The sequence below is a fragment of the Burkholderia sp. RS01 genome, assembly GCF_039748055.1.
In the GTDB taxonomy this organism is placed as follows: Bacteria; Actinomycetota; Actinomycetes; order Actinomycetales; family Micrococcaceae; genus Arthrobacter.
Map to the genome: position 1 here is coordinate 119,699 of NZ_JBDLAK010000010.1, position 22,069 is coordinate 141,767.

At 66.7% G+C, this 22,069-nt stretch carries 25 protein-coding genes, 1 tRNA gene and 1 other RNA gene; 17 read left to right on the forward strand and 10 right to left on the reverse strand.

Annotated features, from left to right (window positions below; genetic code table 11):
- Positions 1-2: 2 nt before the first annotated feature.
- The 6 genes from ABFP37_RS11285 to ABFP37_RS11310 all read left to right on the forward strand — a co-directional run bounded on the left by ABFP37_RS11285 (position 3) and on the right by ABFP37_RS11310 (position 4,631).
- Positions 3-866 carry a DUF1080 domain-containing protein gene (locus ABFP37_RS11285; RefSeq protein WP_347033629.1) on the forward strand — a complete coding sequence of 288 codons (864 nt, stop codon included), beginning with the start codon at positions 3-5 and terminating at the stop codon, positions 864-866.
- 2 nt (positions 867-868) lie between these two features.
- Positions 869-1,771 (forward strand): hypothetical protein, encoded by a 903-nt coding sequence (locus tag ABFP37_RS11290; RefSeq protein ID WP_347033630.1) that lies wholly within the window; start codon positions 869-871, stop codon positions 1,769-1,771.
- Positions 1,764-2,801, forward strand: a complete 1,038-nt coding sequence (locus tag ABFP37_RS11295; RefSeq protein WP_347033632.1) for a Gfo/Idh/MocA family oxidoreductase — start codon at positions 1,764-1,766, stop codon at positions 2,799-2,801. The genes ABFP37_RS11290 and ABFP37_RS11295 overlap by 8 nt, the downstream gene beginning before the upstream one ends.
- Positions 2,794-3,276: a heme-degrading domain-containing protein gene (locus ABFP37_RS11300; RefSeq protein WP_347033633.1), complete on the forward strand. Its 483-nt coding sequence runs from the start codon at positions 2,794-2,796 to the stop codon at positions 3,274-3,276. The genes ABFP37_RS11295 and ABFP37_RS11300 overlap by 8 nt, the downstream gene beginning before the upstream one ends.
- A gap of 10 nt (positions 3,277-3,286) precedes the next feature.
- Entirely contained in the window at positions 3,287-3,820 is a 534-nt protein-coding gene (locus tag ABFP37_RS11305) for a GNAT family N-acetyltransferase (protein ID WP_347033634.1), read from the forward strand.
- Positions 3,821-3,911: 91 nt separating this feature from the next.
- Positions 3,912-4,631, forward strand: coding sequence for a DsbA family oxidoreductase (locus ABFP37_RS11310; RefSeq protein WP_347033635.1), 720 nt, complete (start codon positions 3,912-3,914; stop codon positions 4,629-4,631).
- A gap of 353 nt (positions 4,632-4,984) precedes the next feature.
- Here ABFP37_RS11310 and ABFP37_RS11315 read toward each other — a convergent pair whose 3' ends face one another.
- Entirely contained in the window at positions 4,985-5,239 is a 255-nt protein-coding gene (locus ABFP37_RS11315; protein ID WP_139362684.1) for a hypothetical protein, read from the reverse strand.
- 84 nt (positions 5,240-5,323) lie between these two features.
- The gene (locus ABFP37_RS11320) at positions 5,324-5,596 is read right to left on the reverse strand and encodes a hypothetical protein (RefSeq protein ID WP_347033637.1); all 273 of its coding nucleotides are present in this window, start codon (positions 5,594-5,596) and stop codon (positions 5,324-5,326) included.
- Between the two features lie 215 nt (positions 5,597-5,811).
- On the opposite strand from ABFP37_RS11320, the gene ABFP37_RS11325 reads away from it, so the two are divergent.
- Complete coding sequence (locus tag ABFP37_RS11325) at positions 5,812-6,462, forward strand: TetR/AcrR family transcriptional regulator (RefSeq protein WP_078026756.1); 651 nt, start codon at positions 5,812-5,814, stop codon at positions 6,460-6,462.
- 3 nt (positions 6,463-6,465) lie between these two features.
- Here ABFP37_RS11325 and ABFP37_RS11330 read toward each other — a convergent pair whose 3' ends face one another.
- Together ABFP37_RS11330 and ABFP37_RS11335 are read right to left on the reverse strand one after the other, a co-directional pair.
- Positions 6,466-7,140, reverse strand: a complete 675-nt coding sequence (locus tag ABFP37_RS11330) for a LytR C-terminal domain-containing protein (protein ID WP_078026757.1) — start codon at positions 7,138-7,140, stop codon at positions 6,466-6,468.
- The gene (locus ABFP37_RS11335) at positions 7,133-7,432 is read right to left on the reverse strand and encodes a type II toxin-antitoxin system VapB family antitoxin (RefSeq protein WP_104140389.1); all 300 of its coding nucleotides are present in this window, start codon (positions 7,430-7,432) and stop codon (positions 7,133-7,135) included. The genes ABFP37_RS11330 and ABFP37_RS11335 overlap by 8 nt, the downstream gene beginning before the upstream one ends.
- Positions 7,433-7,579: 147 nt before the next feature.
- Here ABFP37_RS11335 and ABFP37_RS11340 point away from each other — a divergent pair, with 147 nt between their 5' ends.
- A complete protein-coding gene (locus ABFP37_RS11340; protein ID WP_078026758.1) occupies positions 7,580-8,512 on the forward strand; it encodes a hypothetical protein in 933 nt (310 codons plus the stop codon).
- Positions 8,513-8,571: 59 nt separating this feature from the next.
- Entirely contained in the window at positions 8,572-10,209 is a 1,638-nt protein-coding gene (locus tag ABFP37_RS11345; protein ID WP_347033640.1) for a stealth conserved region 3 domain-containing protein, read from the forward strand.
- 66 nt (positions 10,210-10,275) lie between these two features.
- Here the strand turns inward: ABFP37_RS11345 and ABFP37_RS11350 are convergent, their stop codons facing one another.
- The 3 genes from ABFP37_RS11350 to ABFP37_RS11360 form a co-directional block, all read right to left on the reverse strand.
- Complete coding sequence (locus ABFP37_RS11350) at positions 10,276-11,187, reverse strand: phosphodiesterase (protein WP_078026760.1); 912 nt, start codon at positions 11,185-11,187, stop codon at positions 10,276-10,278.
- 174 nt (positions 11,188-11,361) lie between these two features.
- Positions 11,362-11,712 carry a hypothetical protein gene (locus ABFP37_RS11355; protein WP_078026761.1) on the reverse strand — a complete coding sequence of 117 codons (351 nt, stop codon included), beginning with the start codon at positions 11,710-11,712 and terminating at the stop codon, positions 11,362-11,364.
- A 124-nt stretch (positions 11,713-11,836) separates the two neighbouring features.
- Positions 11,837-13,159 carry a peptidoglycan DD-metalloendopeptidase family protein gene (locus tag ABFP37_RS11360; protein ID WP_347033642.1) on the reverse strand — a complete coding sequence of 441 codons (1,323 nt, stop codon included), beginning with the start codon at positions 13,157-13,159 and terminating at the stop codon, positions 11,837-11,839.
- 297 nt (positions 13,160-13,456) lie between these two features.
- On the opposite strand from ABFP37_RS11360, the gene ABFP37_RS11365 reads away from it, so the two are divergent.
- Positions 13,457-14,002 (forward strand): oxygenase MpaB family protein, encoded by a 546-nt coding sequence (locus ABFP37_RS11365; RefSeq protein ID WP_347033644.1) that lies wholly within the window; start codon positions 13,457-13,459, stop codon positions 14,000-14,002.
- Between the two features lie 5 nt (positions 14,003-14,007).
- Positions 14,008-14,364, forward strand: coding sequence for a hypothetical protein (locus ABFP37_RS11370; RefSeq protein ID WP_347033646.1), 357 nt, complete (start codon positions 14,008-14,010; stop codon positions 14,362-14,364).
- 46 nt (positions 14,365-14,410) lie between these two features.
- Here ABFP37_RS11370 and ABFP37_RS11375 read toward each other — a convergent pair.
- Positions 14,411-14,498, reverse strand: a tRNA-Ser gene (locus tag ABFP37_RS11375).
- Positions 14,499-14,666: 168 nt separating this feature from the next.
- On the opposite strand from ABFP37_RS11375, the gene ABFP37_RS11380 reads away from it, so the two are divergent.
- The 5 genes from ABFP37_RS11380 to ABFP37_RS11400 all read left to right on the forward strand — a co-directional run bounded on the left by ABFP37_RS11380 (position 14,667) and on the right by ABFP37_RS11400 (position 20,867).
- Entirely contained in the window at positions 14,667-14,990 is a 324-nt protein-coding gene (locus tag ABFP37_RS11380) for a hypothetical protein (protein ID WP_078026763.1), read from the forward strand.
- 75 nt (positions 14,991-15,065) lie between these two features.
- An RNA gene (gene ffs / locus ABFP37_RS11385) (signal recognition particle sRNA small type) lies at positions 15,066-15,162 on the forward strand.
- A gap of 28 nt (positions 15,163-15,190) precedes the next feature.
- Positions 15,191-18,691 (forward strand): DNA polymerase III subunit gamma and tau, encoded by a 3,501-nt coding sequence (locus tag ABFP37_RS11390; RefSeq protein ID WP_347033648.1) that lies wholly within the window; start codon positions 15,191-15,193, stop codon positions 18,689-18,691.
- A 94-nt stretch (positions 18,692-18,785) separates the two neighbouring features.
- Positions 18,786-19,385 (forward strand): recombination mediator RecR, encoded by a 600-nt coding sequence (gene recR / locus ABFP37_RS11395; protein ID WP_078026765.1) that lies wholly within the window; start codon positions 18,786-18,788, stop codon positions 19,383-19,385.
- Positions 19,386-19,508: 123 nt separating this feature from the next.
- Positions 19,509-20,867, forward strand: a complete 1,359-nt coding sequence (locus tag ABFP37_RS11400) for an aspartate kinase (protein ID WP_347033650.1) — start codon at positions 19,509-19,511, stop codon at positions 20,865-20,867.
- Positions 20,868-20,885: 18 nt separating this feature from the next.
- On the opposite strand, the gene ABFP37_RS11405 is transcribed toward ABFP37_RS11400, so the two are convergent.
- Together ABFP37_RS11405 and ABFP37_RS11410 are read right to left on the reverse strand one after the other, a co-directional pair.
- Positions 20,886-21,101 carry a hypothetical protein gene (locus tag ABFP37_RS11405; RefSeq protein WP_347033651.1) on the reverse strand — a complete coding sequence of 72 codons (216 nt, stop codon included), beginning with the start codon at positions 21,099-21,101 and terminating at the stop codon, positions 20,886-20,888.
- A 141-nt stretch (positions 21,102-21,242) separates the two neighbouring features.
- Complete coding sequence (locus ABFP37_RS11410) at positions 21,243-21,467, reverse strand: hypothetical protein (RefSeq protein WP_347033652.1); 225 nt, start codon at positions 21,465-21,467, stop codon at positions 21,243-21,245.
- A gap of 82 nt (positions 21,468-21,549) precedes the next feature.
- Between ABFP37_RS11410 and ABFP37_RS11415 the strand changes: the two genes are divergently transcribed.
- Positions 21,550-22,053, forward strand: a complete 504-nt coding sequence (locus ABFP37_RS11415) for a MarR family transcriptional regulator (RefSeq protein WP_347033653.1) — start codon at positions 21,550-21,552, stop codon at positions 22,051-22,053.
- Positions 22,054-22,069: the final 16 nt, after the last annotated feature.

Genomic DNA, 22,069 nt, shown 5'->3' on the forward strand with positions numbered 1-22,069 from the left:
TCATGCCAGGCATTGAAACGCCCGGGGGCGGTGACGGTTTTGTCCCGCTATTCGACGGCACCACATTGACCGGCTGGCGATCGGTACCCCGCGTCTATGGCACCGAATATCCGGGCGGTCCGGCCCTCTTGGAACGCTTTGCCGCCCTGGGCCTGACCCCGCCGGTGGAACCCGAGAAGCACCCGGCCCGCTGGTTCGTGGACGACGGCATCCTGGTCGGCGAGCAGGACTCCCCCGGCAGCGGCTACGGCGGCTACCTGGTGAGCGAGCAGGCGTTCGGCGACTTCGAACTCGTGCTGGAAATGCGCCCGGACTGGCCGGCAGACACCGGTGTGATGATCCGGCGCCGGCCGGATACGTGGGAAGGTTTCCAGGTGCTCGTGGACCACCGTCCCTCCGGCGGCATTGGCGGGTTCTTCGGCAACGGACTGGCGAGCTTCTCTGCCGTGCCCTTCGCCGTCAACGTGGCCACGGACGCAGACGGGCGGCCCACCGGACTGATTGCGGACAACCCGGCCACATCCGTGGAGCCTGTCACGGAAGAAAAGCGTGCCCGCCTTAGGTACGCCGCCGACGTCGAGGACTTCCTCAACATCTGGCGCTGGGACGACTGGAACGAACTCCGCATCCGCTGCGTCGGCGCCCTGCCGGTCATCACCACCTGGGTCAACGGTCTCAAGATCGCCGAACTGGACACAGCCAGCCTGGACTCACCGAACTACCACCCGGCGGATGTGCTGGGCGTACTCGGCGAGCGCGGGCACATCGCGTTGGAAGTCCACGACAATGACTCCATGTTCGGCGAGGCCCGCTGGGGCAAGGGAGCGCAGTGCCGGTGGCGAAACATCCAAATCAAGGAGCTCTAAACATGCTGCGTACCCTTCGGCCCGGCCAGCGCTGCGAGGTCTGGATTGCGTCCGTCACGGGCGAATCCGAACTCGTCTATAGCACCGACCAGTTCCTCCTCGAAGCGCCGAACTGGACCTTGGACGGCTCGGCCCTCATCCTCAACGGCGACGGGAAACTGTGGAGCTTTGATGTTGCAGGCCGGACACTCGAACAGGTCCCGCTCACCGGCATCCCGGACCTGAACAACGACCACGTCCTCGCTCCTGACGGCACCGGCATCTTCCTGTCGGCGAACGACGGCCACATCTACCGGGCAGCTTTGAGCGGCGGTCCGGTGGAACGGATCACCGACGACGACGGCTCCTTCCACTTCCTGCACGGCGTGAGTCCAGACGGCGGCGAGCTCGCTTACGTGGGTATCGAGGCCGGCGACTTTACGCAGCCGGGCCGCCTCAGGACCATACCGTCCGACGGCGGTGCTACCGCCGGAGTTGATGTCGGCCCCGGCCATTGCGACGGACCGGAATACTCGCCGGACGGAAAGTGGCTCTACCTGAATACCGAGTCCTTCAGCGCTCTCCGCGGCCACGCCCAGCTTGCCCGCGTGCAGGTTGACGGAACCGGTTTCGAGCGCCTCCTTGAGAGCGGGACCGTCGACTGGTTCCCGCACCTCTCCCCCGACGGGGAGCTGGCCAGCTACATCCGCTTCCCCGCAGGCACGGAGGGCCACCCCGCGGACTTGCCGGTCGCCGTCGTGCTTGTCTCCACCAACGACTGGACCGCACCGCTTCACACCTGGCCCGTCTTCGGCGGCCAGGGGACCCTCAATGTCAACAGCTGGGCACCCGATTCCAAGCGCTTTGCGTTTGTGGCGTATCCGCTCGCCAACACCGACTCACCAAAGGACCACGCTCGTGACTAATCAACCCACCGGCACTTCCGACGGTGCAATCCGCTGGGGCATCCTCGGCACCGGATTCATCGCCGGGCTGCAGGCGCAGGACCTGACCGAGAACGGCTTCACGGTGCAGGCCGTCGGGTCACGCTCGCTGGACTCGAGCAAGGCGTTTGCCGAGCAGTACGGCGTGGCAACGGCACACGGCAGCTACGAGGACCTGGTGGCAGACCCGTCGGTTGACGTGGTGTACATCGCCACGCCGCACCCGTTCCACCACGCCAATGCCTTGTTGGCGTTGAATGCGGGCAAGCATGTGCTGGTGGAGAAGCCGTTCACCATGAACGCCAGCGAAGCCCAGGACATTGTTGATCTCGCGGAATCCAAGGGGCTCGTGGCGCTGGAAGCCATGTGGACCCGATTCCTCCCGCACATGATCCGCCTCCGCGCCATCATCCAGGAAGGCACCATCGGTGAGGTCCGGAAGGTGGTGGCCGGCCACAACCAGAGCCTGCCCAAGGACCCCGCCCACCGGCTGAATGATCCTGCACTGGGCGGGGGAGCGCTCCTGGACCTCGGCATCTACCCGATCTCTTTTGCGTTCGACATCCTGGGAGCGCCGGAGACGATTCGCGCCAGTGCCTCCATGACTGCGACGGGCGTGGACCGGCAGACTGCAGCCATCTTTGACTATGCCGGCGGCCAGCAGGCCATCGTGGACTGCGAACTGGACGCCGCCAGCGCCAACCGGGCCATGATCATCGGGACCGAAGGGTGGATCGACCTCGAATCCACTTGGTACAACCCCGTGCCGTTCACCGTTCATGCCGTGGATGGCAGCGTTGTTGAACGCTACGAGCAGCCTGTCGCCAGCCGGGGTATGCAGTACCAGGCCGCCGAGCTGGAGCGACTGGTCAGGGAAGGCGATACCGCCGGCACCATTCTTCCTCCAAGCGAGACGGTCGCCGTCATGGCGGCGATGGACGAAATCCGCCGCCAGATCGGGCTCAGCTACGATGCCGACACTCCCGTTGAGGGAACGGTTCCGAATGACTGACGCCGACTCGCCGCGGATCACCGAACTGCGCCGGCACGAGGAAGAGCTCGTCTTTCCGTGCTTTGACCATCACGACGCGTGGCGACTCGGCTCGCTCATCGCCAACCGCGCGATCGCCGAGGGCCACTCTGTGGCCATCGATATCCGGCGCCACAACCTCGTGCTGTTCCGCTGTGTCCTGCCAGGAGCCACGGCCGACCAGGAGGAGTGGATCCGCCGCAAGTCGGCCAGTACCCTGCGCTTTGAACGCAGCACAGCGCTATTGACCGAGGAGTTCTCGGCCAAAAGCTTCGACCCCACGCAAGGCGGGTGGCTCGCAGCGGAGGATTACACGCTAGCCGGAGGCTCCTTCCCTGTCCGTGTCCCGGGCACGGGCGTCGTCGCTGCTGTCACGGTTTCCGGGCTGTCCTCCGATGACGACCACCAGCTGGTGGTCGACAGCATCAGGGCCCACCTCAAGGACACAGCAGCATAGGATTTTGGGCATGACGCACGCCATCCGAAAAGCAACCGTGGACGACGCCGGCCGGCTGGCCGGGCTTGCTGCCGTCACCTTTCCGCTCGCCTGCCCGCCGGAGTCCTCCCCTGCCGATATCGCGGCACACCTCGAGGCGACGCTCAGCGAATCAAACTTCCGAGGTTATCTGGCAGACCCCGACGTCACGGTCCTGGTGATCGACTCCGACGGCGACCTCCGCGGCTACAGCATGCTCGTGGACCGTCCGGCCCGGGATCCGGACGTTGCCGCCGCCCTAACCGCCCTGCCGGCCACCGAGCTCAGCAAGTGCTACGTGCACCCCGACCACCACGGGCTGGGCGCCGCGGCGGAGCTGGTGCACGCCACCCTCGGCGAGGCCGCAGCCACCGGTGCGCGCGGAATGTGGCTCGGAGTCAACAGCCAGAATGCCAAGGCCATCCGCTTCTACGAGAAATCAGGCTTCCGGAAGGTCGGCACCAAGTCGTTCACCCTGGGCGCCACGGTGGAGCACGACTTCGTCATGGAGCGCGCCCTCCCGTAGCCCGAAGCGCAGCTCCAAAGCGCGAACTGGCAGTGAGCAAGCCAACAGCTGAACCGGGAATGTCCCGCCGGAAGCGCCGGTTGTCGCAGACATGAAGATTGAAATCTGGTCAGACGTCGCGTGCCCGTGGTGCTACATCGGCAAGCGCCGGTTCGAGGCCGCCCTGGCCGAATTCCCGCACCGTGACGAGGTAGAGGTGCAATGGCGCAGCTACCAGCTGGATCCCTCCCTGCCGGAGCACTACGACGGCACCGAACTGGACTACCTCAGCACCCGCAAGGGCATGGCGCCGGAGCAGGTGTCCGAGATGTTTGACCATGTGGCAGCCCAAGCCCAAGGCGAGGGGCTCAACTACCGGTTCGACGCCGTCGTCGTTGCCAACAGCTTCACGGCCCACCGGCTCATCCACCTCGCGGCCACCCACGGCAAGCAGGACGAGGCCAAGGAACGGCTGCTCAGCGATCACTTCGAGCACGGCAGGGACATCGGCAGCCGGGAGTACCTGACCTCCCTCGGCCAAGACCTGGGCCTTGATGCCGCCGACGTCGCCGAGCTGTTCAGCACGGACAAATACTCCGACGACGTCCGGCACGACTTCGCCGAGGCACGCGCCCTGGGCATCAGCGGTGTGCCGTTCTTCGTGATCGACCGCAAGTTTGGACTCTCCGGTGCCCAGCCCGCCGCGACGTTCACCATGGCACTCGAACAGGCCTGGCAGGATTCGCATCCCCTGGTCATGGTCGGCACCGACGGTTCGGCCGCCGCGGATGCAGCGGGCGACGCCTGCGGACCCGACGGCTGCAGCACCTAAAGCGCCTACGACGGCGGCACGCTCCCGAACCATGCGGCACCGCCTGGCGGCGGAACGGCCCTGCGTGGTGCCGTAGAACGCGTCGTTCACGTCGTCCCGGTCGGGCTCTGTGTCCCTTGGAAGCTGGTCCAGGACGTCCAGGTGGGTGTCAAGTCCCACCGGCTGTTCACCCGGCCGGCCGAGGAGGTAACCCTGACCGGCGATGACGGGCCGGCCGGTAGCCGTAAGTCCGGGCTGCAAGAGCCGGGTGAGCATGTGCGAGGGTCACCACCCCGTACTTCTTGTTGGTCAGCGTGGCCTCCAGCGACGGCTGGAACGGGGGGCGCCCCGAAAGCCCCGTCAGCGGGTCCGCGTCAGCCTGCAGGCGCGCGTGCACGTGGCGGCGTTGCAGTGCCCGGCCCCCGAACACGTAGGACAAGGGGGTCCGCCACGAGTATCGCCGCCAGCAGTCCGAGGAGTTTGTTGGACCCCAGGTTCCCGACCAGTCCGGTGATTATTTCCGCGCGCTGGTCAATTTCCAGCACCAGCGTTCCTTCCGGCGCGGACACTGGCACCAGGAATTCGTACCTGGTCACGCCGGTGCCTCCGATTTCCGATTCGGTTTCCACGGTTGTGGTGCCTGTCGAAAGCATCTCGGAAAAACGTGTTGCGTCAGCGGTCTCCGACTCGCCCGCGCCCACCTGGCCGTCGCCTCAGGCGATCAGCGTTCCGTCCAAGCGGAACAGACCCACATAGACGGTGCCCTGGCTGCGCTGCAGGTGGTGGATTTCATCAGCAACCGCCTGCTCACGCTTGGCCGGATCCAAATCGGCGGCCGGCGATTCCTCGAGTTCCGCGGCCACCGCCTCGTAGGTCAGCCGGTATCCTTCCAGCCAACGGTCGATGATCTGCTGCCTGGCTACGGCGTACTCCACCAGGCCTGCCACCAGCATCGCGGCGGACACCGCGAACGCCCAGCGGACCATGAAGGACAGCCCCGACGCACTGAAACCGCGTTTGCTGTGGCGCGGCCGTTTGCGGGAGGAACCCGCTTCAAATTCGCGGTCCGTTCACATGTGATGGCCATGATGTTCCACAACGCCCCAGTTGCAAGGAATAACGCACACTCTACCGGCGCCACTTCGCCCCAGACAGCAAAAACATGACCTGGTTTACTGACAGATCGCGGTAAAGTGTGCGTATGCCACGGATTTCGGCCCCCAGCAACGCTGCGCAGCGCGCCGACACCCAGCGCCGCATCCTGAAGGCGTTCGGCGAGCTCCTCTTCACACACGGGCTGCCCGGGCTCACCATGACGGACGTGGCGCGGCACGCTGGCGTTGGCCGCACGGCCGTCTACAACTACTACGCCGACATCGAAGAGCTGCTGATCGCCTACGCCCTGGTAGAGACCGAGCGGTTCCTGGCCGAGCTGCGCGACTCCCTCGCCCGCCTGGACAACCCGGTGGACCGTCTGGCGCTGTATGTGCGGGCGCAGGTCGAGGACCTCAGCCGCCGCCACCTGCCGCCCGGGCCCGCCATGGGTGCGGTGCTCTCACCCTCGTCCTTCGCCAAGCTGGCCGGCCACGTGGGCGGCCTCAGCAACCTGCTCCAGGACATCCTGAGCGACGGCATGGAGCAGGGATACCTGCCGGCAGCAGACGCAAGGCAGCAGGCGCAGCTCATCCACGGAACGCTGTCCTCCAGCGCCGCCCGAGGCAGCGACGAGCCGGAGGACCTGGAAGAGCGCATCTCACGGACTGTCCGGTTCATCCAGCTGGGGGCCGGCGCCAGGTTCGACGACGGCGGCCGCCCCGTGCGCCTCAGCCCTCCGCCGGAGGCGGCGGGCTGAAGATCAGCGCTTGGCGCCCTGGGTGGGAATAACCGGCCACCGGGAGTCATCAGCAATGCGCCGGCTTTCCCGCGGGCAGCTGAGCTGGCCGGGCGTCTGGTCAACGAGCGCGGGCTTCATCAGGCCGCGGTAGTCGCCGGCCAGGATAACGTCCACGCTGGCGTCCGTGCGGCCGTCCTGGAAATAGTCCGAGCCCGGCACGTTCCGCTGCACGCTGAAGGCCGCGGACTGTCCGGCTGCCCCGGAAACGACAGCTGCCACGCCGCGGTAGCCTGTCTCGGTGTTGCCCACGGCACCGACAGCGAATTTCCGGGCGCGGAACTCGTTGGCCGCGGATTTGGCCAGGCCCGCCCGGCTGGTCGAATTGAAGACGTTGACCTTTACCTTGGCATTGGGTGTGTAGTTGAACGTGGTGTCGGGGCAGAGCGACGCCTTCTCCTGCGTCTGGATCGCCGTCGGAAACTTGATCTGGCCGTTCATGACGCCCACGGCGCCCATGATTGCCGCGACAATGAGGGCAAGGAGCAGGACCAGCACCACGCCGTGCAGGATGCGCCGCCGCAGCCGGACCGGGTTGTCCACGGTGTCGTCCGGCTCCGCGAAGGTGGCCCGAAGCTCCGGCCCGGTGATGACGCGGTGCCCGTGCAGGACCGAGGCATCCTTGGGTTTTCTAGCCATCGATCACCAGCACACGGGCGTGGATGGCGGTCCGCTGGTGAAGGGCCGTGCGGACCGCCCGGTGCAGGCCATCCTCCAGATAGAGCGTGCCTTTGTACTGCACAACATGCGGGAAGAGATCGCCAAAAAATGTTGAATCCTCGGCCAGGAGGGCTTCAAGGTCCAGGGTCCGCTTGGTGGTCACGAGTTCATCCAGGCGCACCGGCCGCGGCGGAAGGGCGGCCCAGTCCTTGGGCGTGCTGAAACCATGGTCGGGGTAAGGGCGTCCCTCGCCCACAGCTTTGAATATCACCATGCAATGCTAAGCACCTTGCCGGTCCAAGGGAATGTGGAACCCGCCCGGCCCGGAGGTTGTAGCCAAACAGTAACCATGTGTCACATCGGGCCGACTTCCGCCCGCCACCGCCGGCCGGCCGGCGCCGGCTGTAAGAATGGAAGCATGACTGCACCCCCTGCGAATGCTGCCGCCGCCGGCCTTGGCGCCCACACGCCGTCGGCTCCTGCCCTTGCCCTGCTCCTGGACGTCGACGGTCCGGTCGCCAGCCCCGTCACGCGGGACGTCAAGCCGGAAATCATTGCCGACCTGGTGGCCCTGGCCTCGGCGGGAGTTCCGGTCATCTTCAACACCGGCCGTTCGGACGCCTTCATCCGCGAGCAGGTCATGGAGCCGATGATCGCCGCGGGGATGCCTGCCGGGACCCTGATCCACGCCATCTGCGAAAAAGGCGCCGTGTGGTTCAGCTACACCGCGGCAGGTCCGGGTCCAATCCACGTGGACCACGAGCTCGCCGTCCCCGCCGCGTTCGGGGACGACGTCCGCCGGATGGTGGCCGAGGACTACGCCTCGCACATGTTCTTTGACGAAACGAAGCGCGCCATGGTGTCCGTGGAGCAGCACATCGAGGTGCCCAGCGGGGAGTACCTCGCCGAGCAGGAGCTGTTCGACGCGGAGGCGGTTGAGCTGATGGGGCGCCACGGGCTGGGCGTGGTCAGGCTGGACCACCACGCACCGAATTCCGATGACCAGATCGATTACCGCGTGGATCCCACCATCATCTCGACGGACATCGAGTCGGTCCGCCTCGGCAAGGACCTGGGCGCGAGCAGGGCGGTGGAGCTGCTGGCGGCCCAGGGCATCACGCCGCAGGCGTGGCGGACAGTGGGCGATTCCCGGACGGACTACGCCATGGCCGACTGGCTGCACCACAACGACCACCAGGTCAAGCACGTGGACGTCCGGCCCACGGACGGAGTGCCGGTCAAGCCCTATGACGTCCTCACGGCCGCCGATCTAGGCCTGGACGGAACGGTGATTCACGACGACGCCGGAGGGGCCTTCCTTCACAGGTGGAGGGAAGCGCTGGCTGGCTGAGCCCGCTGCCGCCGCAGCGGCGCCAGTAATTTCCCTGCAGTTTTTTCGGCAGGACTATCATGCAAGTAAGACCCCACCCCCGAACAGCACGGAGAATCACCATTACAGACGTAACGGTTCAGGATGATATTTACTACGGCGGCCAGGCATCCGAGGACGTACCCGCGCATGCGGAAGTAACGTCGCCGGCGGCTGTTGCGCGCCTCAAGCATCGCCCCGACGTCGTGCGCCGCTCGGGCCGGTATGCGCTGATCAATGAGAACCGGACGCCGTACCAGGCGATGGTGGAGGACCTGCTGTTCCTCCGGAACGTGCTGGCCGCGGCCGGGCTGGATTACCTGCTGGTCCGGGGCAATAACGACCGCCCGGTGATCGCGCTGGACTGGAAGAACCGGAAGAAGCTTCGCGCCGCCCTCGTGGACGCCTGCCGGAACGAACCGTTCTACTCGATGACCGTTGACGCCAAGAAGAAAACGGCCGTGCTGGTGGCCGACGGTGAACTCTCAACCAACCGGCAGGCACGGATCTTCCGGCTGTACCGTCCCCGCGTGGAGCCGACCGGCGGCTTCGAATTCGGCGCTTCCGCCGGCGTGCAGGTGGAGCTGTGGAGCTTCCAGGGCAACGAAGTGATCCTGCCGATCGAGAATTCGCTCACCCGCCGCACCATGTTGGCAAACGACGCCGTCCGTGGAACCGTTGAGCGCTACGGCCACACCTGGCCCACCATCGAGAACATGTTTGCGGACCACGCGAGCGACATCAGCTTCGACATCGACCTGGTCTTCTCGTGGGTGGACGGAAGCTCTCCGGAATACATCGCAGCCCGGCGGGCACGGATGGCCGGAGCCGTCGTGGGAGAAGGCGACGACCACGAGGCGCGCTACCGCCAGATCAATGAGCTCAAGTATGCGCTCCGGTCCGTGTACATGTTTGCACCCTGGATCCGCCGCATTGTCATTGCCACGGACTCCCCCGCGCCGGCGTGGCTGGCGGACCACCCGTCGGTGACGATCGTCAACAGCGAGGAGTTCTTCGCGGACCCCTCCGTGCTGCCGACGCACAACTCCCAGGCCGTCGAGTGCCAGCTGCACCATATCGAGGGCCTGTCCGAGCACTTCCTGTACTCCAATGACGACATGTTCTTCGGGCGGCCGGTCGGACCGGACATGTTCTTCACGCCGGGCGGCATCACCAAGTTCATCGAGGCGGAGACCCGCATCGGCCTCGGTGACAACGACGCTGAGCGCAGCGGATTCGAAAACGCCGCGCGGGTGAACCGCAAACTGCTGTGGGACCGCTTTGGCCGGATCACCACCCGGCACCTTGAGCACACGGCCGCACCGCTGCGGCGCAGCGTGATCGCCCAGATGGAGCAGGAGTTCCCCGCGGAGTTCGCCAAGACGGCGGCCAGCACGTTCCGTGCCGCGGACAACATCTCCGTGACCAATTCCTTCTACCACTACTACGCTCTGCTCACCGGACGCGCGGTGACGCAGACGGCGGCCAGGGTCAGGTACGTGGACACCACGGCCCGCGCCGGCCTGAACTACCTCCCCAAGCTGCTGTCCAAGCGCAACATGGATTTCTTCTGCCTCAATGACGGCAGCTTCCCGGAGGTTCCGGCAGAGGAACGGGCGGAACTCGTCACCGACTTCCTGGAGAAGTTCTACCCCATCAAGGCGCCCTGGGAAAAGTAGCAGGGGACGGAAAAGCAGCCGGGCACAGCTGATTGCCCCGGGCCGCGAGGCAGCCGGGGCGGGCTGCTATTTGGTGGTCAGGACCTGGCGCTTTGCCTGATCGGGAATGCGGATGCCGGCAGCGGCCAGCCGCCGTTCCGTCTCTTCCGGGCTCACGTATTCCCCGACGGTCGGTGCGGCTCCCAGCGGAACCACCGAATGCACGATCGTGTGCTCATAGACGTGCACCAGGTTGAAGGCCTGCCCGGCGTCGCGTCCGCGGGTGCCGCCCACCGGAACGTTCAGGTCCTGGGTGTAACAGGTGGCGGAGGCCACCGACACCGGGATACCGGCGAACGTGCCGGTGGTCGAGTAGTGCAGGTGCCCGGCGAGGATGGTGCGGACATCAGAGTTGCGGACCACTGCGGCCAGGGCAGCCTGGTCACGGAGCTCCACAAGCACGGAGAGGTCCAGGACGGAGGGCACCGGCGGGTGGTGCAGCGCGAGGATGGTGCCGTCCGGGGCAGGCGTCTCCAGCTGGGCGGCAAGCCAGTCAAGCTGACCGTCGCTGAGCTCGCCGTGGTGGAACCCGGGCACGGAGGTGTCCATGGTGATGACCCGCAGGCCGTTCACATAGTAGCTGTGGTCCACAGGATCGTCGTTGCCGGGCTGGTCCAATAGGCCGGCCCGGAAGTTGGCACGGTTGTCATGGTTACCCATAGCCCAGATGACCTTGGCACCGAGATCCCTGCACGCCGGTTCAACGATGGCACGAAGCTTGGCATACGCCTCGGGGTCGCCTTTGTCCGCCAGATCGCCGGTGAAGATCACGGCTTCGGGCCGCGCGCCCGAGGCTTGAACCTCGTCGAAAAGCTGGATCAGGCGGGCTTCGCTGTCTACGGCTCCATAAAGGGGGTCCGGACCTCCCAGCAGGTGGGGGTCACTCAGGTGGAGTAGAAAATGACGTGGCCGGGGGTGCTCGGCCTCGATGAGCTCCATTGCTGCCTTCGCGGTAGTGAGGAAGCGGGGCGCCTCCTGTGTCCCTCTCAGTACGCTCCATCCAACCAGATAAAAAGCGAACTTTGGGGAAACTGGAGTTGGCATGTTGAAAAATTACGGCTGCGCCGCCGCTTTCGGGCTACCTTCCTCGCTTTCGTTTAATGACGGCGGGCATCACTCGATGACCGCCTTGATGGCTTGCCGCAGCTCCGGCGACGCCGGATCCACGGCGGAGGCGAACCGCCCCACAATTTCACCGTCACGGTTGACCAGGAACTTCTCGAAGTTCCACGTGACCGTGCCCGGCAGAAACGTCTTCTTGATGGTCAGCTCGCCGTACAGGGGGTGCCGCGCTTCGCGTCGGACGTTTGCCTTGGCGGTGAGGGGGAAGGTGACGCCATGCTGCTGCGTGAAACCGCACTCGGAGGCCGAGTTAACCACCGGCATTGCGTTCCCTGTGAAGCGTCCGAAATCGGTAGCGGTTCCGTCGTTCAGTGTCAGCGGAATCGTAGGGAGGGAAGTCACATGGTGCCTTCTGACCGGGTGCATAGCTGTCATTAGTGACAACGGTATTGGCTCCCGCTGCATTCCTTCGACCTCCTAACCCGGCTGGCGGACCAGCCGGACGGCGGGGCAACCGCCGCCGCACCTACGGCGCGGCGGCGGGCTCCACCGGCACTACTCCTTCAGGCACGGCCCCTGAGGCGGCTGCCGCAGAAGCATCAGTTGGAACAACCGTCGACGACGGCACAGGCGCCGGATCAGCCGTGGGAACCGGCTCCGGCTGGGACGGGGCCAGGCTTTCCGTGGCCGACGGCGTTGGGACGGGATCTGTCACCGGCACGGACTCCGTCGGTACCGGCTCCGCCGTCAGGGCAGGTTCAGTGGGAGGAACGGGGTCGACGGGCGCCGGGTCGGTGGTCACGGGCGGCGGCTCCACCGGTGCCGGTTCAACCGGTGGCGGTGTCGGCTCCGCCGGAGGCGGCGTTGGCGTGGGAGTCGGGGTGGGTGTCGGCGTGGGGGTGGGTGTCGGCGTCGGAGTGGGCGTCGCAGGCGGCGTCGGGGTAGGCGTCGGTTTCGGCGTCGCAGGGGCCGTCGGTTTGGTGGGTGTGGCGGTCGGCGTCGAGGACGGCCGTGGCGACGACGAGCTGGGTACCAGTGCGGTCCGGGGCAGGCTGGCCGCGGAACTGGTCCGCGGCTTGGCGGCCAACGCGGCAGCAACAGGAGACAGGCTGTCGTCGGTGTTCCCCGGCAGGGCGGGGATCGCCCAGCCCGAGGTGAGGGCGGTGCTGGGGTCGAAACTGGTCAGGACCGCCGGAGTCAGCCGGTCCACCTGCCGGATGGGCAGCAGGGTCCATTTCATCGGGTCCTCGTGCTGTCCGTCCTTGATCACTTCGAAATGCAGATGGCATCCGGTGGAAGCTCCGGTAGTGCCCACTTCTGCAATGACCTCGCCAACCCGTACCTGATCGCCTTTTTCGACTGCTATGCCCTGGAGGTGGTTGTACGTGGTGATCAGCCCGTTACCGTGGTCGATCTCCACACGGTTGCCACCGCCCCAGGGGTGCCATCCGGCCGCCCGGACCACCCCGGAGTCGGCCGCGTAGACGCGGGTTCCACAGGCGGCGGCGAAGTCCTGGCCCCAGTGGAATTCGCCATCTTCGCCGGTCAGCGGGTTATGGCGCACTCCGAACGGAGAAGTCGGGTTGAGCACTTCAAGCGGCGCCATGAGGAAGCCCTCGCCGGGCCGCTTCAGTTCAGAGGACGCCACGCCCGGCGTCCGCGGCTTGGTTCCGGTCTTTGCAGTCGACGTGTCCACCACCGTCCGGCCGTAAGGGACCTTGGCCAGGGCGTCCGCGGCCGGCTCGCCCAGGGCATGGCCTTCGTGCGTGGTGTCCGGATCAAGCAGGGATGGGCCCACAACGCCGGAAGGAGGTGTCAGCGGGATGGCGTCCCCGACGGGCTGCTGCACTGAACCGGCCGGTCCCTGGAACCCAAAGGCGAAGACGGAGAACCCAACGACCACGGCCGCGGAGAGACTCCGCAAGGCGATCCGCCCAGGTCCGATAACCCTCGGCGCGTGTCCGTGTCCCCCATGAGCTGCCACTGATTTCTCCTGAATTAGGACCCGCCAAACTCCTATCGCGACGAGCATTGTCCTCCATTGTGGCCACACGCTCAGTCCGCGGGAAACCCCCAAAACTGGGGGGCTAAATACGGTGTTATTTATAGGCTTAAGCCGCCAGCGTCCCTGGGCAACAATGGAAACATGCGGAATTTCCTGAGGGAATGGCGGTCCGAAGTTCGGCGCGCGCTCACCGGAAGCCCGGAGGAGCCGCCCGACTGGGCGCTCATGTTTGGCCAAGGGGACGACCCCGGATATTTCCTCCCGGGCTCAGCTGTCTGGACCGTCCACGGGGGCATGCCCGCGCTCATCGCAGGCATCCGGTCATTGCTCATGCAGTCGCTTCACCCCGGCGTCCTTGCCGGGGTCCACGACCACTCGAAATTCCGCGAGGACGCCCTGGGCCGCCTCGCCAGGACAACCCGCTGGATCCACGCCGTCACGTACGGTTCCCAGGCCGACGCACTCGCCGCGTGCAAGCGCGTGCAGCGGATCCATGAGTCGGTGCACGGAAAGTACACGGATGGACAGGGTGAGGTCCGGGACTACTCGGCGAACGATCCCGACTTGCTCCGGTGGGTCCACGTCACCTTCACCGACTCGTTCCTCTGCGCGCACAAGCGGTGGGCGGGTCTATCCCGGGCGGTCCCGACGCGTACGTCCGGGAGTGGGCGCAGGCGGGACGGCTGATGGGCGTGGACTCTCCTCCGCTGAGCGAGGCCGAACTGAAACCCGAATTGGACGCGTGGTTCGCCTCGGGCGGTCTTCGTGCCGACGAACGGGTTGCCGAAACTGTCGCCTTCATCCGCAATCCGCCCCTGCATCCGCTCCTGAAACCCGGCTACCGCGTCCTGTTCGAGGCCGCGGTGCTCAGCCTGGAGCCCCGGTACCGCGCCATGCTCGGCCTGCGGACCGCCCGGCTTGGTCCCCTGCCGCTGCCGGTGACCATCGCCGCCCAGGTGACCCTCGCCGTCGTGCGCCTTGCACTGGACCGGACCGGGCCAAGTGAGCGCTCGGCGCGGGAGCGGCTCCGCCGGCTGGGCGTGGCGTAGGAACCAGAAAACCCGGTTCCGACAATGTCGAAACCGGGTTTTCCGATGGCGGAGAATGGGGGATTTGAACCCCCGAGGGCGTTAACCCAACACGCGTTCCAGGCGTGCGCCATAGGCCGCTAGGCGAATTCTCCAGTAGCTTCTGAATCAAAAGCAGATACTAGAATACCTGAACTTTTCGGCATCGCCCAATTGGGCCAGCCGGGGGCTTCACACAGGCCGGCGACGGCAGGCACTGCGCCCGCCCGGCCGCCGGTCAGCGAACGGTGACGCGCGGGTGCCCGGCTGGCAGGATGGTTGCCATGTCCCAGCTCCACGCCCTCGTTGCCTATGTCCCGGAATCACACGCCGAGGCAGTGCTCGCCGCCATCGGGGATGCCGGCGCAGGCCGGCTCGGCAACTACTCGCACTGTGCGTTTACGGCTCCGGGCACGGGGCGCTTCACGCCCCTCGCCGGCGCCGAGCCCTTCATCGGCGCAAGGGGCGTGCCGGAGCAGGTGGCCGAAGTCCGGATCGAGTGCGTGGTGGACGACGGAATGCTCGACGCCGTCATCCGGGCGCTGCGGGCGGCCCACCCTTATGAGGAGCCCGCCTTCATGACCTGGCCCGTGAACGGGCATCGGTGAGAGGCCCGATATCGGCGCCCGGACGGCAGTGCCGGAGCCGATTCGGGGCACGCCTAAACTTCGGGTAAACTGTCTGACGGCCCCTCATGTGGCGTCATCCTGTTGAACTCCCCCAGGACCGGAAGGTAGCAAGGGTAAGCGGGCTCTGGCGGGTGCATGAGGGGTCTTTTATGTCAGTCCCGATTGGTAGGGTTTTCTCTGTGACTGTTACTACTGCCCTTTACCGTAGATACCGCCCCGATTCGTTCGCGGACGTTATCGGGCAGGAACATGTCACGGAGCCGCTCATGACGGCACTGCGCAAAAACCGGGTGAACCACGCCTACCTGTTCTCGGGTCCGCGCGGCTGCGGCAAGACCACCTCCGCCCGCATCCTGGCCCGCTGCCTCAACTGCGCCAAGGGCCCCACGGACACCCCCTGCGGCGTATGCCCCAGCTGCGTGGAACTGGCCCGCGGCGGCTCCGGATCACTCGACGTGATCGAGATCGACGCCGCCAGCCACGGCGGCGTGGATGACGCCCGGGACCTCCGTGAGCGCGCCACGTACGCTCCGGTGCGGGACCGCTACAAGATCTTCATTATCGACGAGGCCCACATGGTCACCTCGGCGGGCTTCAACGCCCTGCTGAAGATCGTTGAAGAACCCCCGGAACACATCAAGTTCATCTTCGCCACCACCGAGCCGGACAAGGTCATCGGGACCATTCGGTCACGCACGCACCACTACCCCTTCCGCCTGGTGCCGCCCGAGCCGCTGATGGCCTATCTGGAGCTTCTCTGCCAGCAGGAAAACGTGCCCGTGGCGCCCGGCGTGCTCTCGCTCGTCATCCGCGCCGGCGCCGGGTCCGTCCGCGATTCCCTCTCCGTCCTTGACCAGTTGATGGCCGGCGCAGGCCCCGATGGCCTGGATTACGAGCTTGCCGTGGCGCTCCTTGGCTACACCCATGCATCGCTCCTGGACGACGTCGTCGAGGCGATCGCAGCCTCTGACGCCGCCACCGTCTTCCGGGCAGTGGACCGCGTTATCCAGACCGGCCACGATCCCCGCCGCTTCGTCGAGGACCTCCTGGAACGCTTCCGGGACCTCATCATCGTCCAGGCAATGCCGGAAAGCGCCCAGTCCATCCTCCGCGGCATGCCCGCGGACCAGATTGCCCGGATGCAGAACCAGGCGCACAACCTGGGTGCCGCCGAGCTTTCCCGCGCAGCCGACGTCACCAATACCGCGCTGACGGAAATGACCGGCGCCACGTCGCCGCGGCTGCACCTCGAGCTGCTCTGCGCCCGCATCCTGCTGCCCAGCTCCGAACAGACCGAACGCGGGATCGCGGCCCGGATTGACCGCGTGGAGCGGAGGCTGAACTACGCAGGGAACGACGTCGGCGCTCCCGCCGGCGTGTCTGCCGCCCCTTCGCCTGCTGCGGCTGTTTCTGCAGCTCCTGTTCCGCCGGCCGCGGCTCCCGTTGCTCCCGTTCTGCCGGCCCCGGCTGCCGATGCTCCCGCCGCTGCCGCGCCTGCCCCGGCCGCTTCTGCACCATCCCCGTCAGCACCAGCAGGTCCGGCCGCCCAGCCGCCCGCTGCCGCGCCTCCGGCTGCCCGGCAACGGGCGGCCTCACCCGTCACTGCGCACGCCGGAAGGGAGCCCCTCGCCGCGCCCCGGATCAGTACCGATGACTGGCCGGTTGATGAGGCACCTGCCGGCGCCCGCGGGGCGGCTTCGGCACCGCGTGGCGACGCCGGCCGGGAGGCTACTCCGCAAAGCCCCGCCGCCCAGCCCCTGCATGCGCCCCGGCCCGCTCCCGGAGAGCAGGCTGCGCAGGCTGTCCAACCGGCACCGGCCCGGGGTCCGGAGGCACGGCCGGAACCGGCCGCGGCACAGTCTGCCCCGCCGCAGCGCGCGGCAACGGCACCGGCCGGCGCAGGTGCCGACGTCGAGGTCCTCCGCCGGGCATGGCCGGAGATCCTGCAGACCCTCACCAAGATCAAGCGCCTAACATGGACCCTCGTGGAGCCGAACGCCCAGGTCGGCCAGTTCGACGGCCAGGTGCTTACCCTTGTCTTCACGACGTCCGGGCTGGCCGGTGCCTTCGGCCGGGCGGATCATTCCGAAAATCTGCGGCAGGCCATCCATAAGACGATCGGCATCGACTGCCAGATCACTGCTGTGGCGGCCGGGTCCGGCAGCTCAGCGAGCTCTGAGCCAAACCCAAAAGCGCCTACTAGCCGGGACGTCCCGGCTACCACCACGGATGCGGATTGGGGGCTTGCCCCTGCCGCGCCCGACTCAACGCCGCCTTCGGCACCCGAGTCCGGGCCGGTTGCACAAAGCGGCGCAGCGTCAGTTGCGGCCACCTCCGCCGCCGGTCCTTCCGCCACCGGTCCTTCGGACGGAGTCCCTTCCGTGGCGGGTCCGGTCCCAGCAACGCAGCCGGCCGCTTCTGCGCCGCCCGTTTCCGCGCCGACCGTTTCCACCCCCACCGTTTCCAGTCCGGCTGTGTCATCCTCGGCTGTGTCTTCTCCGTCAGCGGCTTCCGCCGGATCCACCGCGGCCGAAGCGGTCGGGGCTGAAACGGCCGGGGCTGCTGGTTCCACGCCTGCGGGTTCGGGCCCCGGCAGTGCAGGTAGTGACCAGTCGCCGGCACGCGGGCAGTCCTCACCGGCTCAAGCTTCGCCGCCGCAGGCGTTCGACGCCGCGCAGGCCGGCGCTTACTCCTACCCGGACGACGATTGGGGGCCGCCTCTGGACGAGGACGCGCCGCCCCTGGATGAAGAACCCCCCGTGGACTGGGAGCCGCCGCGCCAGGCTCCGGCACGCCCTGCCCAGTCTTCGCCCGACCGGCCCAGCACAGCTCCGGCTACGGTTGCTCCTGCCACCGCCGCCCCTGCTTCACCCGCTGCGGCCGCCAACGCGCCCGGCACCGCTGACCGCACGCCCGCCCAGAGTACGTCCGATGATCCTTGGTCGCGCGCCGTTGAGCAGGCCCCCGGTGTGTGGCTCCTCGGTTCAGAGACCAATGTCGGCAAATCCCAAGGCGAGTCCGGTGACGCGTCGGAAACGGTCCCTCCGGAGCCGGCCGCCCCGAGCTATGAGCCGGCAGCGGCACAGATTCCCCGGACAGACCGCCCGGCCACCAGCGTCCCTGATGCGCCGGTCCCGGCGACGGGCACGGCACAGCCGCCGGGCAACGGCGGCACTCCCCCGCCGGCCGAGGTGCCCGAATCGGACGTGCCCCAGTTCGCCCCCGCTTACGCCATGGCATCCGCCCAGGCCTCAGGCAGCCATGACTACGGCGTCCCGGGGCCGAGTATTCAGTCGCCCGCCGCGCAGGCTGTCGCCGTATCAACACAGGTGCGGGTGCCGGTCTTCGCACCGAGCGCTGCCCCGGCTACACAGCCTGGCCCGGCGGCCGCTCCCGCCCCGGCAGGTGTGGCGAGAGCCGCGCCTCCGGTGCCCGGCAGCGGAAAGCTGAGCCTGTACCAGAGGCTGTCCAACAGCCCCGAGGCCGAGGCAGGGCGGGCCAAGGCGCCTGCCCGGCAGACCGAATCTGCCGCGCCGTACGTGCAGGACATTCCCAGCGCGGACGACGAAACCATCGAGGAGTCGGGCGTATTCGGCCGGGCCGCCGTCGAGCGTATTCTGGGCGGGAAACTCATTGAGGAACGGTCCCTGGACGGAAGCCCGCTGCTGCCCCGCTATTAGCCAACCCGTCACCCCCTGACAGCCGGGCGTCCCTGCCCGGCCCCTCTCCGCCCATGCCGGCCGGAGGTCTTCCAACCAAGTAATCGAGGACATTGTGTACGAGGGTGCAGTTCAAGAGCTGATTGATGAGCTCGGACGCCTCCCCGGCGTAGGGCCGAAGTCGGCCCAGCGGCTGGCCTTCCACATTCTGGAGGCCGACCCCCAGGACATGAAGCGCCTGGTGGAGGCCATCACCACGGTGAAGGAACGCGTCAAGTTCTGCACGGCCTGCGGCAACGTGACAGAGCAGGAACTGTGCAACATCTGCCGGGACCCGCGCCGGGACCCGACGGTCATTTGTGTTGTCGAGGAATCCAAGGACGTCCTGGCAGTGGAGCGCACCCGGTCATTCCGCGGCCGGTACCACGTGCTGGGCGGTGCGATCAATCCGATCGCCGGCATCGGCCCGGAGCAGCTGCGGATCCGCGAGCTCCTCACCCGGCTCAATGACGGCGCCATCCAGGAAATCATCATTGCCACCGACCCGAACCTGGAGGGGGAAGCGACGGCGACGTACCTGGCACGGATGCTCAAGTCGATCGGCATTACGGTCACCCGGCTCGCCTCCGGCCTGCCCGTCGGCGGCGACCTCGAATACGCCGACGAAGTCACGTTGGGCCGGGCCTTCGAAGGCCGCCGCAACGCCCTGAGCTGACCGTCCCAGGGTCACAATTCAACGCGAGGCGGACGGCGGCGATAAACTGTTGGCATTAGTACGCCGTCGCGCCGCAAGGCCCCTGGCCGCCAAAACTCCGATTGATCCAGTGAGGGTGCACGCATGAGTATGCCCAGTACCGAAGTGAAGACCGAACCTCAGCCGCAGGAGCTGGCCGTCAGTGACTCCGTCACCACGCAGCTCATTGTGCAGAAGTTCGGCGGTTCCTCGGTGGCCGACGCTGAGGGCATCAAGCGGGTTGCGAAGCGCGTGGTCGATGCGCAGAAGGCCGGCAACGAAGTTGTTGTCGTCGTCTCCGCGATGGGCGACACCACCGATGAACTCCTGGACCTCGCCGCACAGGTCACCGATTCCGCCCCGGCGCGGGAAATGGACATGCTTCTCTCCGCCGGCGAACGCATTTCCATGGCGCTGCTGGCGATGGCGATCAACAAGTTCGGCGCGTCCGCGCAGTCCTTCACCGGTTCCCAGGCCGGCATGATCACCGACGGAATCCACGGCAAGGCGCGGATCATCGACGTCGATCCGCACCGCATCCGGACCGCACTGGACAAGGGGCACATCGCCATCGTTGCGGGCTTCCAGGGCATGAGCCGCACCACGAACGAGATCACCACCCTGGGCCGCGGCGGTTCGGACACGACGGCGGTCGCCCTCGCCGCCGCCCTGGAAGCCGACGTCTGCGAGATCTACACCGACGTGGACGGCATCTATACCGCCGATCCCCGCGTTGTGCCGTCCGCGCAGAAAATCGACCGCATCTCCAGCGAGGAAATGCTGGAACTGGCTGCCTCCGGCGCCAAGATCCTCCACCTGCGGTGCGTTGAATACGCACGGCGTTTCGGCGTGCCGCTGCACGTCCGTTCTTCATTCAGCCAGCACGAAGGCACCTGGGTCCTGCCCGGCGCCGACGACAAGATCACGACTCAAGAGGGAGTTGCCTTGGAGCAGCCAATCATCTCCGGTGTTGCACACGACCGCTCGGAAGCGAAGGTCACGGTTGTGGGCGTTCCGGACATTCCCGGCAAGGCCGCCGCGATTTTCCAGGTGATCGCTGACGCGCATTCGAACATCGACATGATCGTGCAGAACGTCTCCACGCACGGCACCGGCCGGACCGACATCTCCTTCACGCTCCCCATCGTCGAGGGGGCGGATGCCCTGGCCGCACTCCGCGCTGCCCAGCAGGAGATCGGCTTCGAGAGCATCGAATACAACGAACAGATCGGCAAGCTGTCCCTGATCGGCGCCGGCATGCGGTCACACCCGGGCGTCTCCGCCACCTTCTTCAAGGCGCTGTCCGCAGCGGGCATCAACATCAACATGATCTCGACGTCAGAGATCCGCATCTCGGTCGTGACGCACGCAGACCTCCTGGATGACGCGGTCCGCGCCATCCACAAGGCCTTCGATCTGGACAGCGAAGCCGAAGCCACCGTCTACGGCGGCACCGGCCGCTAAGGACAGGTTCCAGGCGCCCTACTTGAGGTCGCTCTTACGGACTGCATAATGGTGCCCCTCGGAATCCGTCTCGACTTCAAATTGGGCCAGATCGTCCTCTGAAGCGTGTTCAAAATCGTCGTGCATATGAACCACCGGGGCGGCCGGATCGCCCTGGGTGGCAGGGCCGAATATGAACCGGAGCCTGTCGGTCATATCCATAAAGCCAGCAAGCACATGTGCCACAAGTCCCACCCCCTTCCCTGATCGAAGGCGGAGAGCAACCGCTCGTCCGTACTGCCGTGCCCTTATTTTACGCCGGGACCACGAAAAATGGCCCTCTGCGGAGCGTGAGAGTCATGCGCCATGGCCGCGGGGCAGGAGAAGGCTGGCGGCTTAGCGCAGGGACTTGTCCTCGGGGTTGCGCGGCACCACATACGTGTTGCCGTCCGGCCGCCGGACCGTTTCCCACTGCTGGGTCTCGGCCTCGCGCTGGGCGAGCAGCTTCCGGTTCTCCTCGGTCATGTCATGCCCCAGGGAACTCCGGTTGGCCGGGCCGAAGATCGCCCTGAGCTTGCCGGTTGCGCGCATGAACCTCTGTGATGCGTTCTCTTTTTCCACGGTTTCCACACTCCATTTCCAGGACACTTCCGGAAACAACGATACACTAATCATTAGTGCACTAACTATCGAAGGGATGCCCATGCCCGGCCAACCGGAAGCCCCTGCCGTCCCCTCAGCCACCGGGCCCGCCGCAGGCTCCGATGTGCTCGAGGACGATCTCCTGCTGGAACGCCAGCTGTGCTTTGCCCTGACCGTCGCCTCCCGCAGCGTCGTCGGCGCGTACAAACCGGTGTTGGACAAGCTCGGCCTCACGCATCCCCAGTACCTGGTCATGCTGTGCCTGTGGGAATCAAGCCCGCGCTCAGTCCGCGACATCAGCGACGCCCTGGCCCAGGAGCCCGCCACCATTTCGCCTCTGCTCCGCCGTCTTGAGGCGGCCGGGCTCATCACCAGGCGGCGCGTCCAAGGAAACGAACGCGCCCTGGCCGTCGAGTTGACCCTCGCCGGGGCCGACCTGCGCAGGCAGGCCACCGAGGTCCCCGGCATCATGATGGCGAGGCTGGGCCTGACCCGGGAACGGGTGGAAACCCTGCACCGCACCATGATGGACCTCATCGCCGCCACCGGTTCTGCCCGGAACTAGCGCCCCGGAAAGCGCC

Excerpts from the sequence above, each read along its gene's own strand:
- ABFP37_RS11285 (WP_347033629.1), top strand. The coding sequence starts at position 3 with ATGCCAGGCATTGAAACGCCCGGGGGCGGTGACGGTTTTGTCCCGCTA.
- ABFP37_RS11290 (WP_347033630.1), top strand. The coding sequence starts at position 869 with ATGCTGCGTACCCTTCGGCCCGGCCAGCGCTGCGAGGTCTGGATTGCG.
- ABFP37_RS11300 (WP_347033633.1), top strand. The coding sequence starts at position 2,794 with ATGACTGACGCCGACTCGCCGCGGATCACCGAACTGCGCCGGCACGAG.
- ABFP37_RS11305 (WP_347033634.1), top strand. The coding sequence starts at position 3,287 with ATGACGCACGCCATCCGAAAAGCAACCGTGGACGACGCCGGCCGGCTG.
- ABFP37_RS11310 (WP_347033635.1), top strand. The coding sequence starts at position 3,912 with ATGAAGATTGAAATCTGGTCAGACGTCGCGTGCCCGTGGTGCTACATC.
- ABFP37_RS11320 (WP_347033637.1), bottom strand. The coding sequence starts at position 5,596 with ATGGTCCGCTGGGCGTTCGCGGTGTCCGCCGCGATGCTGGTGGCAGGC.
- ABFP37_RS11325 (WP_078026756.1), top strand. The coding sequence starts at position 5,812 with ATGCCACGGATTTCGGCCCCCAGCAACGCTGCGCAGCGCGCCGACACC.
- ABFP37_RS11330 (WP_078026757.1), bottom strand. The coding sequence starts at position 7,140 with ATGGCTAGAAAACCCAAGGATGCCTCGGTCCTGCACGGGCACCGCGTC.
- ABFP37_RS11340 (WP_078026758.1), top strand. The coding sequence starts at position 7,580 with ATGACTGCACCCCCTGCGAATGCTGCCGCCGCCGGCCTTGGCGCCCAC.
- ABFP37_RS11345 (WP_347033640.1), top strand. The coding sequence starts at position 8,572 with ATGCAAGTAAGACCCCACCCCCGAACAGCACGGAGAATCACCATTACA.
- ABFP37_RS11350 (WP_078026760.1), bottom strand. The coding sequence starts at position 11,187 with ATGGAGCTCATCGAGGCCGAGCACCCCCGGCCACGTCATTTTCTACTC.
- ABFP37_RS11365 (WP_347033644.1), top strand. The coding sequence starts at position 13,457 with ATGCGGAATTTCCTGAGGGAATGGCGGTCCGAAGTTCGGCGCGCGCTC.
- ABFP37_RS11380 (WP_078026763.1), top strand. The coding sequence starts at position 14,667 with ATGTCCCAGCTCCACGCCCTCGTTGCCTATGTCCCGGAATCACACGCC.
- ABFP37_RS11400 (WP_347033650.1), top strand. The coding sequence starts at position 19,509 with ATGAGTATGCCCAGTACCGAAGTGAAGACCGAACCTCAGCCGCAGGAG.
- ABFP37_RS11415 (WP_347033653.1), top strand. The coding sequence starts at position 21,550 with ATGCCCGGCCAACCGGAAGCCCCTGCCGTCCCCTCAGCCACCGGGCCC.